The following is an 18,099-nucleotide window of genomic DNA, read 5'->3' as shown; positions in this document are numbered from 1 at the left end:
TAACTCGCTTTAGAGCAGACAGCCCGCCAGCGCCGTCTGCAGAGCGGCCTCGTCCTGAGGCCCCTCGAAGATCAGCTCAAGGCGCGAGTCCTTGCGCCACTCGCTCGATGCCCATTCCAGCGTGCTCCCATTCAGCGCGTTGCCCGATACCCATCCCTTTTCGCTGTGGATAACCAGCTTGGCGCGCCGCCAGCTCAAGGTTTGCAGCCAGATTTGCACCTTCGCCGCATCAAATACCCGCTCAGGGTGCCAGCGCCAGCCAATGCTCCAGCCTTCCGCCTGTTGCTGGCTCAGACAGACCGGCGTCATCGGGTCTACCCATGCTGGGGGAAGTTGCGCCAATGACCGGGGCACGGCCGGATTGTCAGAGCCAGCGTGAGCGCTGACGTCGATGCCGGGCAATGAATCCAGTGACAATACGCCGTGGTCTGTCCAGCGCAGCAGGCGAGCAGGCAGGGCATCGGCAATCGCCTTTCGCGTCGCTGAGTCCAGCCCTTCAGACTTGTTCAGCACCAGCAGGCCCGCCTGCGGCAGGGCGTTTCGCTGAGTGTCAGGCAGCTCTTTGCCCTGGGCGAGTGTTTGGGCGTCGAGCACCATGACACTCGGCTGGATCGCCAGCACTCCGATCCAGGGCGCCTCGTGTAATTGCCTGATCAACTGAACCGGATGCCCCAGCCCGGAGGGCTCGATGAGCAAGCGATCCGGTCTGGCCTTGCGCAACAGCCGGCCGAGGCCAATCTGAAAAGGCGCGCCATTGACGCAGCACAGGCAACCGCCAGCCACTTCGCCAAGTGCGATACCATCGTCGCCGGTCGTCAGCAGCGCGGCATCCAGGCCTATCTGGCCGAACTCATTGATCAGAACAGCCCAGCGCTCGCCCGCAGGTTTCTGCTTGAGAAGATGCCTGATCAGGCTCGTCTTGCCGGCACCTAAAGGGCCAGCAATGACATGAGTGGGGATGTTCTGCAGTATGTCGGCCATTCTTGAGATCGCTCCTGAAATGAGCGCTGACGGAGGTAATTGATGCGAGCAATCTGGCCGCCCATGGGGCTGGTGTGGGCGCTGTTGGCGATGACGTCAACGCAGGCCTGGGCCGAATCGTGCGTCGTGCACAGCCAAGGCGAGCGAGTGGACGTTAAAGTCTGTCAGGAGAATCTGAACATCCCGCCAGACCTGTTCCATGACGGTTTCTGCAAACCCCAGCTCAAGGATCAGAAAACCGAGGTCACGTACTCGGAACAGTGCCCTGCCGGATCATTTGGTCAGTGCAGCAACGCGCAGGTGGCCAATATGCCTTATCGGCAGAACATTCACTATTACGGCGTGGCCAGCGACGCAGCGTTTCTCAAACCGTTCTGCGAGCAGCAGAGCAACGGCATCTGGAAAACGCAGTAAGACTGAGGGGCATCCAGCGGCGCTATGCCGCATCGCCGTACCAGTCGCCAAACGGATCAGGCATTGAGCGCCAGCCTACAACGCCGGCCGCCATCTCGGCGTCAGTCAGCAGACATTCATCCAATTCGGTAGCCAGCCGGCCGAAGTCGATGTTCTGCCCGATGAACACCAGTTCCTGACGGCAATCGCCGGTCTCCGCCTCCCAGCTGCGCATGATCACCTGCGTGCTTTCGTCGTCCTGCGGCCACTGCGCCTTGGGTACGAAGCGCCACCAACGTCCGGCGAAACCGTGACGCATCAAGCCGCCGGCCTGGGACCAACTGCCCGCGTCCTCGTGCTTGCTTGCGAGCCAGAAAAAACCCTTCGAGCGCAGCAGTCGGCCGTTTTCCCACGGCGCATTCAGGAAGTCGAAAAAGCGTTGGGGGTGAAAAGGCCGACGCGCCCGATAAGCCGTGGACGCGATGCCATATTCTTCGGTCTCCGGCGCACGTTCGCCACGCAGCTCCTTGAGCCAGCCCGGTGCCTGCGCCGCGCGCTCGAAGTCAAAACGGCCCGTGTCGAGGATCTTGCCGAGGGGCACGGCGCCCATGACCATGGGCAGAATCTCCGCCTGGCTGTTGAGGCGGCGCAAGATCGCCATCAGCTCCCGGCGGTCGGTTGAGCTGATCAGATCGATCTTGCTGATCAGGATCACGTCGGCGAACTCGACCTGCTCAATCAGCAGATCAGTAATCGCACGCTCGTCATCCTCGCCCAGGGTCTCTCCGCGTGAGGCCAGGCTTTCTGCGGCGTTGAAGTCCTGCAGAAAATTCAGCCCATCGACCACCGTCACCATCGTGTCGAGACGGGCGACATCGGCCAGGCTCCGGCCCTGCTTATCGCGAAAGGTAAATGTCTCCGCCACGGGAAGCGGCTCGGAAATGCCAGTGGATTCGATCAACAAATAGTCGAAACGGCCTTCATGGGCCAGCCGACTGACCTCTTCCAGCAAATCTTCGCGAAGGGTGCAGCAGATGCAGCCGTTGCTCATCTCCACCAGTTTTTCTTCCGCCCGATTGAGGCTGACGTCTCGCTGAACTTCGCTCCCGTCAATATTGATCTCGCTCATGTCGTTGACGATCACGGCGACGCGCAAGTTGTCGCGGTTGCGCAGGATGTGGTTCAGCAGCGTGCTTTTGCCAGCGCCAAGGAAGCCGGAAAGCACAGTAACGGGAAGGCGGTTCATGAAGGTCTCACCAGAGTGCGAATGTGATCGATTTTTACGTTATAGTATAACGATACTTAAACGCTAATCTTTTTTAAGGCAGCTTCATGACTCGGTTGTTTTGGTTGTTGGCAGGGTGTTCGCTGGTACTGAGCACGCAGGTGTTCGCCCTGCCGCCCTCGCCCGGGCTGGACAAGGCGTTATGCACGCGCACCGCGACGCTGTTGGCCTGCATCGATGCCGACAACAACACGTACAGCGTGGCGGTGGCCGGGAAAACCATGTTTGTGCGCGGCTTCGAAAACGTGGGCAAGCGCCGCTGGGCGCAGACTAACAGCCGTTATGGGCCGCTGACGTTTTTCACCGGGCTGGCATCAGACGGCGAGACCTGGGTGGGGTATACCCAGAAAGTGGGCTGGACGACGATCACTCGGGTGTCGAGTTCGAGCGGGAGCCGGACCAAAATCACCTGCGACCGAGTGATGGGTTGTCGGTGAGCTGCACGGCTGACCCGTTTCCGAGGAGAGTCAATCTGCTCTCCCCGCCGCTCGGCATCGTGAGCCTTAGGCCAACGCCTCATTCGCATTTTGCTCTTGCCGCCAGGCAACGTACGAGCCTGCCGGCGGATTGCGCTCGAAGTAGCGTTTCATACCATCAAACAAACCATCGGCGACGGCCTGCTGATGGCGCGCTGTGACGAGTCGCTGACTATCGCGGCTGTTGGAGATGAAGCCGGTTTCGACCAGAATCGACGGCACATCCGGTGACTTCAGCACCGCAAAACCGGCCTGTTCCACGCGTTTCTGGTGCAGCGTCGTGATCCCTTCCAGGCTACCCAGTACGGTGTGGCCCAAATCCAGACTCGCGGCGATCGTGGCGTTCATCGACATGTCGAGAATCACGCCGGCCAGCATCGGGTCTTTGTCTTTCAAGTTCAACAGGCTGGTCGCGCCGATCAGGTCGGCGCCGTTTTCACGCTGGGCCATGAAGCGCGCCGTTGCCGATGTAGCGCCGTTCTCCGACAAGGCAAACACCGACGCGCCAGAGGCGGTCAACCGAGGGGCGGCGTCGGCGTGGACCGAGATGAACATGTCAGCGTTGTATTTGCGTGCGACGTCGACGCGCTTGCGCAGCGGAACGAAGAAGTCGTCGTTGCGGACCAGGCGCACATCAAAGCCCTTTTCGCGCTTCAAACGCTTGGCGAGCAACTGCGCGATGGACAGCACGACGTCTTTCTCCCGCTCACCCTTCGAGCCAACGGCGCCAGGGTCTTTGCCACCATGGCCGGCGTCGACGACCACCATGATGTCGCGCTTGGAACGGTCCCTTCCCGTAGTCTGCGCGGGTGGCTCTTTTGCCAACGGTGCGGCTGCTGCCAACTGAACCGGAGGATGGGCAAGTACGTCATGCCCCAGATCCAGGACCAGCCGGTTACCCTGAGCGCCATCGGGGCCCAGCAGGAAACTGTTGATCTGCACGGGCGATGTCAGGTCGAGGACGATGCGCGTATCGCTCTGACCGAAGTGGCCGGAACGAATGGATTTGATCGGCGTGTTTTCCAGCGCCAGCTGACTGAAGTTGCCCTCAAGTCGGGCGCCGCTGACATCGATGATAATCCGCTCAGGCGCGCTGAGCGTGAAGGTCTTGTACTGCACCGGGCCGCTCAGGTCGAACACGAGACGAAGCTTGCTATCGGATCGCCACAGGCGAGCGTTTCGAATCTGCGTCGCGTTGACTGAAAATGGAAGCGCAAAGGCTGCGCTGGCCAAAAGCATGTTGAGCAGCATTTGACGTCGGTGCATGGCACGTTCCGAAGGCGAAGAGCATCCCGGCTCTGAGATGGAGGACGATGGTTACAATATAACATCCGGAATATCTGCCGAAGATGAAGCTTTTTATAAGATTGGCGGGGCTTTTAATGAGCGTGTTCAACGCGTAAGGAGGAAAAGCTCATGTGAAACAGCAAGATGTTCCACGTGGAACACGACCTTTTGTCTGTACAGACAAAAACGCCCTGACAAGTCAGGGCGCTTAACAAGCAGGGCGAATCAGGTCCTCGGTTTTACAGTGCCACACTGCTGGCCCAGCCAAACAGCGCGCGTGTCCATGCTGCCGTTCTGCTGCTGGCCTGTCGCGTTGAAGGAGCCAATGACATGGGTGTTGAACTCACGGTCACTGAGGAACTGGGCAGTGCCAGTGCCTTGAGCGCGAGGGCAACTGAACTTGAATTTCCAGGTAGCGCCGGTACGTTCGGTGACCTGCTGGGTGCAGCCCGACTTCGGATCTGTCAGCGGGATCTGCTCATTCTTGACCTGGTCTTGCGTCAGGCAAATACGCACGCCCTTCCCGCCCAGAGTAACGCCTTGTTTTTCCAGCATTTGTTCCATGGCCGCTCGCTGCTGCGGCGCCATCATCTGCAGCTGAGACAGCATCACCTGCAAGTCCGGCATCTGCTGGCCGTCCACCTGCATGTTGCTTGAGCTCAACTCCCACAGTCCCGGCTGCAACACCTGCGCCTGGGCGAAGGGCGCAGTCAGACAAACCATCAACGCCAGTACGCGCTTTTTCATGAATCGGGTTTCCTTTTTTTCTCTTGGGCATCTTGATGCGGCCTGCTTGCAAGCCACTGAACGATGACGGTTAGACGGCAGATAGGGTGGCCAGTTGCACCCGCAATAAAATAGCGACAATCCCGGTGCGGTGTGGTCTGTTAGACACCAATAAGCTCTAGAACAAGGTTGCGCATGGATTACCACAGCCCGTATTTCTTTGGCTATTTGCTGGGTTTCACTCACCTGCTGGGCATTGTCGCAGCAATCCACGCCTTGCTCACCGTTCGTACTGCTCAGGGCTCGATTGCCTGGGCGATGCCCCTCATCTTCATCCCCTATGTCGCACTCATCCCGTATCTGGTTTTCGGGAGGAGTACGTTCGATGCCTACATCAAAGCGCGGCGTCAGGCGAACACCGAGATGCGCACAGCGATCGCCGACTTCAACTGGAAGCCATGGATTGAAGAGGCGGTGGCAGCGCGGCGCTCGGACGCTTATCGATCCCTGCGTGCGATGCCAAAACTGGGACGCATGCCGTGCCTGGCGAACAACGAAGTGAAGCTGTTGATCAACGGCGATGAAACATTCGGCGCGATATTCGAGGCCATCAAAAGCGCCCGGCAAGTGGTGTTCGTGCAGTTTTTCATCATCCACGACGATGACTTGGGCCGCCGCCTGCAAGGGTTATTGCTGGAAAAGGCCGCCGAGGGCGTTGCCGTTCATGTGCTCTACGACCGCATCGGCAGCCACGCGCTGCCGGCGCATTACATCGAAACGCTGCGGGCCGGTGGCGTGCAGATTAAAGCCTTCGCCACACGAGGCGGCTGGCTGACACGCTTCCAGATCAACTTCCGCAACCATCGCAAGATCGTGGTGGTTGACGGCGTCAAAGGCTTCGTTGGCGGGCACAACGTGGGCGATGAATACCTGGGCCTCAAGCCGCCGCTGGCGCCGTGGCGCGATACCCACGTTAGCGTTGTCGGACCTGTCGTGGCGTGTCTGCAGGAATCGTTCGCCGAGGACTGGTTCTGGGCGACTCGTGAAATCCCGCCGCTGATCCTGCCGGACAGTTACCCGGAAGACGGCGTGCTGTGCCAGTTACTCGCCAGCGGCCCGGCCGATGCGCAGGAAACCTGCTCGCTGTTCTTCGTCGAAGCTATTCACGCGGCAACCGAACGGGTATGGATCACGACACCGTATTTCATTCCCGATGAAGCGGTGTCGGCGGCGCTGAGATTGGCGGTCCTGCGCGGTGTAGATGTGCGCCTGCTGCTGCCGTCGCGTCCTGACCACTACACGGTGTACGCCGCCTCCAGCTTGTTTGCGTTTGAAGCAGTCCGCGCAGGCGTGCGCATCTTCCGCTACAAGCCTGGCTTCCTGCACCAGAAGGTGGTGCTGGTGGATAACGCGATCTCGGCGATCGGCAGCGCCAACCTGGACAACCGTTCGTTCCGGCTCAATTTCGAACTCATGCTGCTGACCGTGGATGAGGACTTCGCACGCGAGGTCGAAGCCATGTTGATCGACGACTTCGCCCTCTCCCACGAAATCTCCAGCGAAGAAAGCAAAGAGACCCATCATTTGCAGCAGTTGGGAATGCGGGTCGCCAGGCTGATTTCGCCCATCCTTTGAGTGCCTACCCATGGCCTGTGGGAGTGAGCTGACGTCCACAGGCTTCAGGCACTCACCTGTACAAATCATTCCGCGTCATCGGCAAGTCATGGCTACCGTCGGGATGCGGCTTCACCGCCAGAATCTGGTGCAGGTTGATCCAGCCCTTGGAAAACGCGTACGCGCAGCCAGCCAGATACAACCGAAAGATCCTCAGCGCTTGCTCCGGCACCATCGCAGCCGCGACGTCGAGCTTCTCTTCCAGACGGGCGCTCCAGTGCTCGAGCGTCTTGGCGTAGTGCAGGCGCAGGCTTTCCACATCGACGACTTCCAGACCCGCCTCGCTGATGAACCCGGCAATCATCGACAGGTGCGGCAGCTCACCGTTGGGAAACACATAGCGATCAATAAAGTTGCCCGCGCCGCGCCCGACAGGACGCCCGTCGGTGTGCTTGGCAGTGATGCCGTGGTTCATTACCAGCCCCCCCTCCTTCACCGCATCGAACAGGCATTTTGCGTACAGCTCGAGATTGGCGTGGCCGACATGCTCGAACATTCCGACGCTGACGACCTTGTCGAAACGGCCGTCCTTGGGCAGATCCCTATAGTCGAGCAGCTGCAGTTCGACACGGTCCTGCAGACCATCCGCGCGCACCCGCTCCTGGGCCAGCGCCAGTTGCTCGCGGCTTAACGTGATGCCGAACACCTTGACGCCGTATTCACTCGCGGCGAATCGGGAAAGCCCTCCCCAGCCACAGCCGACATCGAGCAGGTACTCCCCCGGCTTGAGGCGCAGCTTGCGGCACAGGTGGTGAAACTTGTCCTGCTGCGCCTGATCGAGCGTCTCGTTGCCGGTCTTGAAGTACGCGCAGGAGTAGACCATCTCCCGGTCCAGCCACAGGCGGTAGAAGTCGTTGGAGAGGTCGTAGTGGTAGGAAATCGACGCGGCGTCGGTGGCCTTGTCGTGCTCGGTGCGCACAGGGAGATTGTCGTCGGCCTCGTCCACCAGCGCTTTGGTCAGCTCGTCGCACACTCGAACCACTTCGCTGATAGACCCTTCCAGTTCCAGCCGCCCCTCGACGAAGGCGCTGCCCAGAAGGTCCAGGCTCGGGTGTGTGAAATCAGAAACAAGCGAAGGATCTTTGACCACGATCGTGACGCGGGGATCACTCCCCAGGTCGAGTTCGTTGCCGTCCCAGAGCTTGAGACGCAGCGGTAGATGAAGGTTCTGTAACGCCGGTGGAAGTTGCGCGAGCATATGAAATCCCCCTGATCCAGCTACATGGAAAAGGGTAGTCCATAACCGACTCCAGATCAGGAGCCGTCAGGCGATCGGCTTGTTTGAACGACGACGAACCTACAACGGGTACGACCCTATGCCCCAGAATTCGAGCCAATGTGACGCCTGCAAATGGATCACCCCCGACAAGACTGAAGTTAATTTGTAACAGAGTTCTTCAAAGCTCAAGCGAATTTTAATACTTAGTGGAGCCCTCTAACCCGGCGCTCTCGGTGCAGGCGCCGGGAAATCTGGCTCAGGAAGGATTGTGAAACTTCGCGATGGGCTCGTGAAAACGCAGCAGTCGCCCGGCATTGCCAAGCACCAGCAGCGTGCTGAGGTTATGCAAGACCGCAGCAATCATGGCGCCTGCCGCACCCAGCACACCGAAAGCCGCCATGGCGACAATGGCCAGCGTCCAGCCAAGTCCGATGATCACGTTCACCTGCAAGGTGTGACGGCACTGGCGGCTCAGTCGCACACAGGTGCCCAGGCGGCGCAGGTCACTGCCGATCAATACGATGTCGGCGGAGGCCAACGCTATATCCGCCCCGCCTGCCCCCATCGCAACGCCGACCACCCCAGCCTTCAGCGCCAACGAGTCGTTGATGCCATCGCCGACGACCATCGGACGAAAGCCTTTTTTGATTTCACTCATAACCCGATTGAGCTTGTCCTCGGGCAACGCCTGGGCGTGGATATCAGTGATGCCGACCTCGTGGCCCAGACTGTCGGCGACACTTTGCCGATCCCCCGTCAGCAACAACTGCCGACCCATGCCCAGCTCGCGCAGCTCACTCAACGCCTGACGTGCCTCGGGCTTGAGGCTGTCGGCCAGCAGCAGCCAGGCCAGGAAATGGCCATTCACCGCAAGCCCGGCAATCGGGCCATCGTGATCGGGAACCGGCGAGGTCGCAATGCCCAACTGCGCGAACAGCTCAGGCCGCCCCAACGCGGCTTCACCCCGGGCTGTCTGCGCGACGACGCCCAGCCCCTGGCGCTCACGAATGTCGTCCAGTGGGAGCAGATGATCCTTGTCGACCAAAGTGGCCAGCGCGCGACTGACCGGATGGCTGCTCGCCGAACCCAGGCTTGCCGCCAGCGCGATCACGTCGTCGCCCGCACCCTCCTCGGCCTGGACCGATTGCAGACGCAAACTCCCGTAAGTCAGCGTGCCGGTCTTGTCGACGACCAGCGAAGTCAGGTCGGCCAGCTCTTCAAGAAATGCCGAACTGCGGATCAGAATGCCGTGGCGCGCGGCGACAGCGATACCGGCGATGGCTGTCGCCGGCGCCGACAGCACCAACGCGCAGGGACACGCGGCGACCAACACCGCCAGCATGGCCTGCGCGTTGTTGGTGATGAACCACGTCACGGCCGCGATCAGCAGCACCAGAACCATGTAGCTGCCGGCGTACTTTTCCAGCAGGCGAGTAATAGGCGGCTTGGAGCGCTCAGCGCTTTGCATCAGCGCGATGACCTTGCCCAGGGTCGACTCATTGCCAATACGCGTCACTTCAATACGCAGCAGGCCGTCGAGGTTGATCGCGCCACCGAAGACTTCCATGCCCGCGCGCGCTTCAAGCGGGACGGACTCACCGGTAATGGGCGCCGTGTCGAGGCTGGCCTGCCCCGAGATCACCAACCCGTCAGCCGGTACGCGGTCGCCAGCACGCACTTCGACGCAATCACCGGCCACCAGCGTGCCGTTGTCGACTTCGCGGATCGAGCCATACTTGTCGATCAACCGGGCGTGGCTGCGGGTCAGACGGCCCAACGCCTGAATCGCCTCTTGGGAGCCAATCACGCTGCGCTCCTCCAGTACATGGCCGAAGATCATGATGATGGGCAGCAGCGCGGCGGTCATCAGATCGCCCGTCGCCCAGGCGCCGAGCATGGCCAGTGCGATCAGTTGATCGGTAATGCCGTGCAGGCTGGGGTAGCGCAGGCTGTGCCAGCCGGCGCTGACCACCGGGATTGCGACCAACAGCGAGGCGGCGCCCAACAGCAATTGGCTGACGCCGACTTGCTCGGGGGAGAAGAATCGCCAGACCAGCCCCAATGCGAGCAAGCCCAGGGCAAGCATCGCCAGCGTCAACTGACGGGCCGCACTGCTCTGCTCGCGGCTGGTGAGCATGCTGCCGGGCGCGACTGGCGCGGCGTGGTCGTGGGAATGGTTATGTACGGCTTCGCCACTCATTTGTCAGCTCCCTGAATGATCAGGCGGGAATCGTCGCGGGGGTCGACCGTGGTCACTGAACCCGCCTGTTTCAGGATGGCAGGCACCCGCTCGCGGTAGATCCGCAACAGCAGTCCGGGGTCGCTATTGTTTTGGATCGACTGGGCCAACCCCGTCACCGCAGCGGTGTCGGTCTGCGCCTTGGCCAGCCGTTCGGACGCCTGGGCATGGGCGACCTGCAGGGTACGGTCGGCCTGCTGATTGGCGGTCTGATTGAGTTTTTCCGCGTCCGTGCGCGCGTTCGCCACGGCCTGATCGGCTTGCTGACTGGCGGTAAGCACCGCGTTGAACGCATTCACCGCAGCGGCCGGCAGACTGGACTGCACATCGACACGAACGATTTCAACGCCCAGACCCACGCCGGTGGTCGTCAGCTCGCCAAGCCGCGTATTGATGCCCTGCACCAGGTCGCCACGCAGACGCTCGCGCCGCTCGGCAGACTGGCTGTCGGAGCCCACCAGCTCGGGACGCGCTACCAGAATGGTGTCCAGGTCCCGCGCCGCGGTGAGGCTGACGGCGCTGCGATTGACCAGACGATCCAGCGCCGGCAGCACGTGCTCGCCTTGCAGCACGAACGCTCGTGGGTCCGTCACTTTGTAGTAAGCCGTCACGTCGAGTTGGACGACACCGGCGTCGCCCGTGAGCAGATAGCCCGAACCTGCCAGCGCGTCGCTCATCGGCGTCGCAAAACTGGTGATCTTGTCGGCTGCCAACGCTGTGGGTGAACGCAACAGCGTTTCGACATGGCGCTCTATCACGCGGTCAGCAGAAGGCAACAGCACGACCTGCTCGAACGGTTGCGGCCAGGCCAGCAGCAGACCGGCGTTCTGCACGCGATCCAGCTCGCCAAAGCGAAACACCACGGCACGGTTCTGTGGATCGATTTCCCGCACATTGGAGACAGCCCAGCCGAGCGCCGCCAGCAGCGTTACGACATACAACCCCAGAAACGCCAGCCGACTGGCCTGCAGCCAGGGGCTGTTCACCACCGGCCGCTCGATGTGCGCCGCGTCTTGCTCATTCATGGCTGCGTTCCAGCCTTGCCATCCAGGGTCGGCGGGCCGTCTACGAGCACGCGGAACGGCGCAGCATCGGTGCGCAGAATCAGTTTGGTGCTTGGCCCCACCACGGTGCCGAGGGTGTCCAGGGAGCGCAGCAAGTTGTAAAGCTGCGGGGAACCGGCATAGGCGCGGCCGTAAATCTGCGCCGCTTCGACGCGGGATTGCGCTTCGATGTCGGCGGCTTTCACGGTGGCGTCGGCCTCGACAATCCGCGCGTCGCGCTCGGCGGCAGAGCGGATCTGCGCCGCCTCGCGTTTGCCGATGGCGGTGCGCTCAGTGGCGATGGTTTCGCGCTCGGCGCGCATGCGGTCGACCGTCGCGTTGAGGGTCACCGACGGCAGCGTAAGACGCTCGACACCCACTTGCAGGACGCGGACGCCATAGGTGGTCAGCAGTTGCTTGTCGATCTGCTGACGCAGCTGGTTTTCGAAATCGGCGATGCGCACCTGATTGGCGTCGGTGTTGATCAGGCTCGACAGATCGAAGCTCGCGGCGGTGGTCTCCAGTGCCGAGCCGACAAAGGTGCGGATCTGCCGCGCGGCTTCGTCCGGCTGGTTTTGCACGGCGCGCATGAAGCGCTTCACGTTGTCCGGATCGCCCTGCACCTGCCAGGCCACGTACGCCTGAACAATGATGCGAAGGCCGTCACGGGTACCGACGTCCTGCAAGCCACTTGAGGTGGTGCGCAAACGCAGGTCGACGGGGATCGCTGCTTCGAATGGCGCCGGCCAGCGCCAGCTCAGGCCGGGATCGAGCAGCACCCGGGCGGGATTGCCGAAGCGCGTGATGACCGTCGCCTCGCCGGAGCGCACCTGCACCAGACTCGCCGCCGCGACCGCGAAAGCAATCAGCACCGCTGCCAACGCCGCGCGGCGCCACGGAAACACGGCCGGGCCGGAGGCGTCGCCATGGTGATGACCGTGATGGTGGCCGCCATGACCGTGACCGCTGTGGTCGTGACCGGAATGGTCGTGATGATCGTGGGAATGAAACAGGCTCAAGGGAAGACTCCTTATTCAGCCGAGGGCTGGTCAGCTGATTGAGTCGACGCTGCGGGGTCGACCGGGAGGGTAAAAGAACGCAGATCGATGGTCGGCGCGCTGGTGCCGCCGAGCCGATGATCCAGCACCAGCAACTTGGCGTGGGTCAGCCCCTGGGTCAGCTGACTGAAGTACTGCTCCAGCAGAAACGCCTGGCCCGCTTTGGCGTAGCCCTGTTGTTCGGCGCTGAAACGCAAGTCCGCACCTTGCGCCGTCGCCATGACTTCCCGCGAGGTGGCCGCCGCCTGATCGTGGGCCATGCTGGCGTGTAACTGCGCCACATTGGCCTGATCGGCCGCCGCGCCACGCTCCCGGGCAATAAGTGCCTGGGCGCTGATCTGTGCGGCCTGCACAGCGTGGTAGGCGTTGGCCGCGCCCGCCGGTGGATGAATCGACTCGACCACGGTCGCGAGAATTTCCACACCGCTGTCGAATTTTTTCAGGTCGCGCTGTACGGCGTCGCCGACGTCAGCCGCCAGATCATTGCGCTGCTCACCGAGCAATTCGTCGAGAGTGCGCGAGGCGAAGTCGTGCACCAGCACGCGGCTGGCGGTGCTGCGAATCAGGCTGGGAATGTCGGCGCTGTTATAGGTCGCGGCCAATGCGGCCTCGTCCGTCAAACCGATGCGATACACAAAGCGCACGTCCATGTTGACGATCTGGAAGCTCTGCTTATCACCGGAGCCGCTGGCGATCACTTGCGATTTGTCATTGATGTGCGTGGCGTCCCACAACCGGTTGGCAATGGCAGGCGGCGGGCCTTCGGCAGCGTCAAGCGCCTGCTCGGCACCCGCGCCTTCAGAGACGCTGGTCGCAAGCTCGTGGACCACACCATTTTCCACCGCCAGCACCGTTCCGAAAGGCCAGGGCAAACCGGCGTGCAGACCCGGCTCCAGGACTTCAACCGGCTTGCCAAATCGCTCGTAAATGCCGCGGCCCTGCATGGGGATTTCATGGACACCACTCAGCAACCATCCGAGGCCGACGATGACCGCCAGCACCGGCAGAAAGGCACGGCGCATGTAGGTAAACGCCCAGATCTGCCGCAGGTCGATGCCGAAGCGGTTGTGCAGCTCGTTTTGCAGCGCCAGCAACGGGCGCGGCGGCCAGCGCAACAGGCCGGCAACGAAGCTACTGGCAATCAGGCGCGGTTCAAGGCGTTCGTTGCGTGGACTAAAGACGGACAAGAAGGCGCGGATGAGTAACTCGACGGCGACCAGCCCAGGCAGCAGGCCAATCAACACCGCGAGCCGGGCGGGCCATACGCGATCAACGGAGGAGAAAAACAGGCAGAACGCCGTGACCAGCAGCGTGCCAATGACGACCCGGGTGATCTGCGCCAACTGCTCGGCTTCAGGCCAACTGGCCTGGGACTCATTGCTGAATTGCCGCTCCAGCACCAGCAGCGCAAACCCCATCAACAGGAGCAGGCCGCCGACCACGTTGCCGACCAGGCTGACACTGCTGCCCGACAGCGCAAGGTTCCAGATCAGGCCAATGCTGATCAGCGACAGCAACGCCCAGCCTGCCAGCCAGAACACCGGCAACCCAACCTGGCCGACCATTGAGGTGCCGGCGCCGCTGATGCGTCCGAGCACGCGGTCGTACCAACCCTGCTCATCGCAGTGAAGCAGCGCTTCATCGTCAGAGGCAGCTGCAGAGGGCGGTGCGATGACGCCGACGCGCCACTGGCTGACCACGTGCGCCGACTGCAATGCCGCCGCCAGCACAAGCAGGCTGGTGGCGCTGTTGGTCAGCACCGCCGTCCACAGCGAGTTGGGAGAAAAAAGGTCAACGAAAAGCGACACCAACAGGCCGATGACGCCCATCGCTCCTGTCAGATACGTCAGCCGTGAAAGACGCCGCGATTGCAAAACCGCCCGCTGAAACCGTGGCAGGCTCGCCGGTGCAGCGCCCTCATCATCCAGATCAACCCGCATTGCAACTCCAAAGCCCGTTTAACGCTGTAATCATCACCCTTCCCGCCCGCCCACTGGCGTTGCGTGACACTGCTTCAAGCCACGCTGACACAGGGCGTTACGATATAACAGAAGTCGTGAAATTTTCGTCTGATTATTCGTTTGCGCAGCGCTGGATGCGGGTTCAGACAGGCAGCAGACAGGTAAACATCGCCTGCCGTCGTATGGGCTCAAACCACCGACCAGACGGAGGGCGCCTTCCCGGCTGAAGCCGGTCCTACGAGATGTTCGGGGGAATAGCGCCGGGTTCACACGCTTGACTTTGAAGTCTTCCGGGAGAAATATTACGGCCATCATTTAAGCAGCCCGAACAACGCGCGACATTTGCCTGGACACGGCTACGCTTGCCTCCATTGTCGGTTTCCTCGAGGAGTACGTTCATGAGTCACTACGACGTTGTCATCATCGGTGGCGGCCCCGGCGGCTACAACGCGGCGATCCATGCGGGCCAGAAAGGCCTGAAAGTGGCGTGCATCGAGGGCCGTGAGACGTTGGGCGGAACGTGCCTGAACGTAGGCTGCATTCCCTCGAAATCGTTGCTCCACGCCTCGGAGCTGTATGAGGCAGCGACGGGCGAGGAATTCAAGAAGCTGGGCATCGAGGTCACGCCGACGCTGAACCTGACCCAGATGATGGCGCAAAAGGCCGAAAGCGTGACTGGCCTGACCAAGGGCATCGAGTTTCTGTTTCGCAAATACAAAGCCGACTGGATCAAGGGCTGGGGCCGACTCACCGGGCCCGGCAAGGTCATCGTCACCGACGCTGCAGGTGCCGAAACCGAGTTGACCGCCAAGGACATCATCATCGCTACCGGCTCCGAGCCGACGCCCCTGCCAGGCGTGACCATCGACAACAAACGTATTCTCGATTCCACCGGCGCGTTGTCGTTGAGCGAAGTGCCCAAGCATCTGGTGGTGATTGGCGCGGGGGTCATCGGTCTCGAGCTGGGCTCGGTCTGGCGTCGGCTAGGGGCGAAAGTGACGGTGGTCGAATTTCTCGACCATGTGGCCCACGGCACGGACCTAGAGGCAGGCAAGACGCTGCATCGCTCGCTGTCGCGTCAAGGCATGGCGTTCAAACTCGGCTCGAAGGTCACCTCTGCCGTCACCGTGGAAACCGGCGTCACCCTGAGCATCGAACCCGCCGCCGGTGGCGAAGCCGAGCAGATCGAAGCGGACTACGTGCTGGTGTCCATCGGCCGTCGCCCGGTGACGAAAGGGCTAGGCCTGGAAACCGTCGGGCTGGACGTGGACAAGCGCGGCGTCCTGCCCAACAAGGGGCATCGCACGGCGGTAGAGGGTATCTGGGTGATTGGCGACGTCACGTCCGGCCCGATGCTCGCGCACAAGGCGGAGGACGAAGCCGGCGTGTGTGTCGAGCGTATCGTCGGCAAGAAGGGTGAGCTGAATTACAACCTGATCCCCAACGTCATCTACACCCAGCCCGAGCTGGCCAGCGTCGGGAAAACGGAGGAGCAACTGAAGGAGGAAGGCCGCGCTTACAAAGTGGGCAAATTCCCGTTCAGCGCCAACAGCCGCGCCAAGGTCAATCACGAAACGGACGGCTTCGCGAAAGTGCTCGCGGATGAGAGCACCGATGAGATTCTTGGCGTACATCTCGTCGGCCCAAGCGTCAGCGAGATGATCGCGGAGTACTGCGTGGCGATGGAGTTCGCCGCCTCCGCCGAAGACATCGCCCTGACCAGCCATCCTCATCCGACACGGTCTGAGGCGCTGCGTCAGGCGGCGATGGCCGTCGGGGGGCATACCACGCAGACTTGAAGCTATCGTGCGGCAATGCCTCGATGCTGTTGGGCAAGCTTCCCTGCTGAAGCAGGTCCCACTGAAGCGCACTTCGGGGACCGGCTTTAGCCGGGAATAGGCACGTCGAAGCCCTGAAGTGTGCTGCCAAAATTGGCCGCACGAGCAACACGTTGAAGCAAACTCGGTTGTGTCCTGAAACGATTTTTTTCCCTTTGCGCGAACAAGATGCCGAGATTGTTATCTGTTTGTTGGTAATTTGCGTTCAGCAAGGATTGGGAAAGCGCACTTTTTTGTGCAGGAAGGCACAGCATCTTCAGAGGCTTCACCATATGAATCGCAGGAATCTCTTGAAAGCGTCCATGGCGCTGGCAGCCTATAGCGCGCTGCCCGCCTCAGGTCTTTATGCGGCACGCGCGCTGGCTGCGGCGGCCGATGGCGACATCGAACACTTTGACTTCAAGACCTTGCAGGACAACGCCAAACAGATGGCCGGCAAGCCTTACGTCAGCACCAAGCAGAACCTGCCGCCCACCCTGGCGAACATGACGCCTCAGCAGTTCAACGCGATCAAGTACGACGCTGGCCATTCACTGTGGAATGATGTGAAGGGCCAACTGGACGTGCATTTCTTCCACGTCGGCGCGGGGTTCAAGACGCCGGTGCGCATGTACAGCGTCGACCCGGCGACCCAGCAGGCACGTGAAGTGCATTTCCGGCCTGAGCTGTTCAACTATGAAGCCAGTCGTATCGACCAGAGCCAGCTCAAGGGCGACCTGGGCTTCGCTGGATTCAAACTGTTCAAAGCGCCCGAGATCGCCATCAACGACATTCTGTCGTTCCTGGGCGCCAGCTACTTCCGGGCGATCGACAGCAACAAGCAATACGGTCTTTCCGCCCGGGGTCTGGCGATCGACACCTATGCCCATAGCCCTGAGGAATTCCCTGACTTCACGCAATTCTGGTTCGAAAAGCCAACAAAAGACGCCACCCGCTTTGTGGTCTACGCGTTGCTGGACTCTCCCAGTGCAACGGGCGCGTACCGCTTCGACATCGATTGCCAGGCTGACCGCGTGGTGATGGACATCGACGCGCACATCAATGCGCGGGCCGACATCGAGCAGCTGGGCATTGCGACCATGACCAGCATGTTCAGCTGCGGCACCCACGAACGCCGCATGTGCGACACCCTCCACCCGGAAATCCACGACTCCGACCGGCTGGCCATGTGGCGTGGCAATGGCGAATGGATCTGCCGCCCGCTCAATAACCCGGCCAAGATCCAGTTCAACGCCTTCGCCGACAAGGACCCGAAAGGCTTTGGCCTGGTGCAGACTGACCATGACTTCAAGACCTATCAGGACACCGTGGACTGGTACCACCGCAGGCCGAGTCTGTGGGTCGAGCCGACGACGGCATGGGGTGAAGGCTCAATCGATTTGCTGGAACTGCCAACCACGGGCGAAACCCTGGATAACATCGTCGCGTTCTGGAATCCGAAAGTGCCGGTCAAGGCCGGCATGTCGATGAACTACGGCTACAAGCTCTACTGGAGCCCACTGCCCCCGGTCAGCACGCCGCTGGCTCAAGTGCACGCGACGCGTTCAGGCATGGGCGGTTTCATCGAAGGCTGGGCACCGGGCGAGCACTACCCCGAAGTCTGGGCGCGGCGTTTTGCCGTGGACTTCAACGGCGGCGGATTGGACAGACTGCCGGAAGGTTCGGGCATCGAGCCGGTGGTCACCGTGTCCCACGGCAAGGTTCAGGATTTCAATGTGCTGGTGCTGCCGGACATCAAGGGTTTCCGCGTGACGTTCGATTGGTACCCGACCAGCGACTCCGTGGAGCCGGTGGAAATGCGCATGTTCATCAAAACCGGTGATCGCACGCTGAGCGAGACCTGGCTGTACCAGTACTTCCCGCCCGCAGCGGACAAGCGCCGCTACACCTGAGGTTGATTAGCTAACGGCGTAGCGGGA

14 protein-coding genes are annotated in these 18,099 nt (G+C 61.4%); 5 read left to right on the top strand and 9 right to left on the bottom strand.

Annotated elements, in window-relative coordinates:
- Window positions 1-9: 9 nt before the first annotated feature.
- Window positions 10-972 (bottom strand): CobW family GTP-binding protein, encoded by a 963-nt coding sequence (locus L4G42_RS12335; RefSeq protein ID WP_237250318.1) that lies wholly within the window; start codon window positions 970-972, stop codon window positions 10-12.
- A gap of 51 nt (window positions 973-1,023) precedes the next feature.
- Between L4G42_RS12335 and L4G42_RS12330 the strand changes: the two genes are divergently transcribed.
- Window positions 1,024-1,395: an NADH:ubiquinone oxidoreductase gene (locus L4G42_RS12330; RefSeq protein ID WP_237250138.1), complete on the top strand. Its 372-nt coding sequence runs from the start codon at window positions 1,024-1,026 to the stop codon at window positions 1,393-1,395.
- A gap of 22 nt (window positions 1,396-1,417) precedes the next feature.
- Here the strand turns inward: L4G42_RS12330 and zigA are convergent, their stop codons facing one another.
- Entirely contained in the window at window positions 1,418-2,620 is a 1,203-nt protein-coding gene (gene zigA / locus L4G42_RS12325; protein WP_237250139.1) for a zinc metallochaperone GTPase ZigA, read from the bottom strand.
- An 86-nt stretch (window positions 2,621-2,706) separates the two neighbouring features.
- Here zigA and L4G42_RS12320 point away from each other — a divergent pair, with 86 nt between their 5' ends.
- A complete protein-coding gene (locus tag L4G42_RS12320) occupies window positions 2,707-3,096 on the top strand; it encodes a glutamine synthetase (protein ID WP_237250140.1) in 390 nt (129 codons plus the stop codon).
- Window positions 3,097-3,162: 66 nt separating this feature from the next.
- On the opposite strand, the gene L4G42_RS12315 is transcribed toward L4G42_RS12320, so the two are convergent.
- Window positions 3,163-4,401: an N-acetylmuramoyl-L-alanine amidase gene (locus tag L4G42_RS12315; RefSeq protein WP_237250141.1), complete on the bottom strand. Its 1,239-nt coding sequence runs from the start codon at window positions 4,399-4,401 to the stop codon at window positions 3,163-3,165.
- Between the two features lie 246 nt (window positions 4,402-4,647).
- Complete coding sequence (locus tag L4G42_RS12310; RefSeq protein ID WP_237250142.1) at window positions 4,648-5,169, bottom strand: DUF3617 domain-containing protein; 522 nt, start codon at window positions 5,167-5,169, stop codon at window positions 4,648-4,650.
- Window positions 5,170-5,343: 174 nt separating this feature from the next.
- On the opposite strand from L4G42_RS12310, the gene cls reads away from it, so the two are divergent.
- A complete protein-coding gene (cls, locus tag L4G42_RS12305) occupies window positions 5,344-6,783 on the top strand; it encodes a cardiolipin synthase (RefSeq protein ID WP_237250143.1) in 1,440 nt (479 codons plus the stop codon).
- A gap of 52 nt (window positions 6,784-6,835) precedes the next feature.
- Here cls and cfaB read toward each other — a convergent pair whose 3' ends face one another.
- The 5 genes from cfaB to hflK all read right to left on the bottom strand — a co-directional run bounded on the left by cfaB (window position 6,836) and on the right by hflK (window position 14,321).
- Entirely contained in the window at window positions 6,836-8,020 is a 1,185-nt protein-coding gene (gene cfaB, locus L4G42_RS12300; protein ID WP_237250144.1) for a C17 cyclopropane fatty acid synthase CfaB, read from the bottom strand.
- Between the two features lie 277 nt (window positions 8,021-8,297).
- Window positions 8,298-10,241, bottom strand: coding sequence for a cation-translocating P-type ATPase (locus L4G42_RS12295; protein ID WP_237250145.1), 1,944 nt, complete (start codon window positions 10,239-10,241; stop codon window positions 8,298-8,300).
- Window positions 10,238-11,305: an SPFH domain-containing protein gene (locus tag L4G42_RS12290; protein ID WP_237250146.1), complete on the bottom strand. Its 1,068-nt coding sequence runs from the start codon at window positions 11,303-11,305 to the stop codon at window positions 10,238-10,240. Before L4G42_RS12290 ends, L4G42_RS12295 begins: the two co-directional genes overlap by 4 nt.
- Entirely contained in the window at window positions 11,302-12,342 is a 1,041-nt protein-coding gene (gene hflC, locus L4G42_RS12285) for a protease modulator HflC (protein ID WP_237250147.1), read from the bottom strand. The genes L4G42_RS12290 and hflC overlap by 4 nt, the downstream gene beginning before the upstream one ends.
- 11 nt (window positions 12,343-12,353) lie before the next feature.
- Complete coding sequence (gene hflK, locus L4G42_RS12280; protein WP_237250148.1) at window positions 12,354-14,321, bottom strand: protease modulator HflK; 1,968 nt, start codon at window positions 14,319-14,321, stop codon at window positions 12,354-12,356.
- A 419-nt stretch (window positions 14,322-14,740) separates the two neighbouring features.
- On the opposite strand from hflK, the gene lpdA reads away from it, so the two are divergent.
- Together lpdA and L4G42_RS12270 are read left to right on the top strand one after the other, a co-directional pair.
- Window positions 14,741-16,141, top strand: a complete 1,401-nt coding sequence (gene lpdA / locus L4G42_RS12275) for a dihydrolipoyl dehydrogenase (RefSeq protein WP_237250149.1) — start codon at window positions 14,741-14,743, stop codon at window positions 16,139-16,141.
- Between the two features lie 311 nt (window positions 16,142-16,452).
- Entirely contained in the window at window positions 16,453-18,072 is a 1,620-nt protein-coding gene (locus tag L4G42_RS12270) for a glucan biosynthesis protein D (RefSeq protein WP_237250150.1), read from the top strand.
- The last annotated feature ends 27 nt before the right edge of the window (window positions 18,073-18,099 follow it).

Source organism: Pseudomonas petrae (assembly GCF_021728295.1).
GTDB classification, from domain to species: Bacteria; Pseudomonadota; Gammaproteobacteria; order Pseudomonadales; family Pseudomonadaceae; genus Aquipseudomonas; species Aquipseudomonas petrae.
This window is presented reverse-complemented; position numbering and strand designations above follow the sequence as displayed.

Coding starts and splice junctions, on each gene's coding strand:
- L4G42_RS12330 (WP_237250138.1), top strand. CDS start 1,024: ATGCGAGCAATCTGGCCGCCCATGGGGCTGGTGTGGGCGCTGTTGGCG.
- zigA (WP_237250139.1), bottom strand. CDS start 2,620: ATGAACCGCCTTCCCGTTACTGTGCTTTCCGGCTTCCTTGGCGCTGGC.
- L4G42_RS12320 (WP_237250140.1), top strand. CDS start 2,707: ATGACTCGGTTGTTTTGGTTGTTGGCAGGGTGTTCGCTGGTACTGAGC.
- L4G42_RS12315 (WP_237250141.1), bottom strand. CDS start 4,401: ATGCACCGACGTCAAATGCTGCTCAACATGCTTTTGGCCAGCGCAGCC.
- L4G42_RS12310 (WP_237250142.1), bottom strand. CDS start 5,169: ATGAAAAAGCGCGTACTGGCGTTGATGGTTTGTCTGACTGCGCCCTTC.
- cls (WP_237250143.1), top strand. CDS start 5,344: ATGGATTACCACAGCCCGTATTTCTTTGGCTATTTGCTGGGTTTCACT.
- cfaB (WP_237250144.1), bottom strand. CDS start 8,020: ATGCTCGCGCAACTTCCACCGGCGTTACAGAACCTTCATCTACCGCTG.
- L4G42_RS12295 (WP_237250145.1), bottom strand. CDS start 10,241: ATGAGTGGCGAAGCCGTACATAACCATTCCCACGACCACGCCGCGCCA.
- L4G42_RS12290 (WP_237250146.1), bottom strand. CDS start 11,305: ATGAATGAGCAAGACGCGGCGCACATCGAGCGGCCGGTGGTGAACAGC.
- hflK (WP_237250148.1), bottom strand. CDS start 14,321: ATGCGGGTTGATCTGGATGATGAGGGCGCTGCACCGGCGAGCCTGCCA.
- lpdA (WP_237250149.1), top strand. CDS start 14,741: ATGAGTCACTACGACGTTGTCATCATCGGTGGCGGCCCCGGCGGCTAC.
- L4G42_RS12270 (WP_237250150.1), top strand. CDS start 16,453: ATGAATCGCAGGAATCTCTTGAAAGCGTCCATGGCGCTGGCAGCCTAT.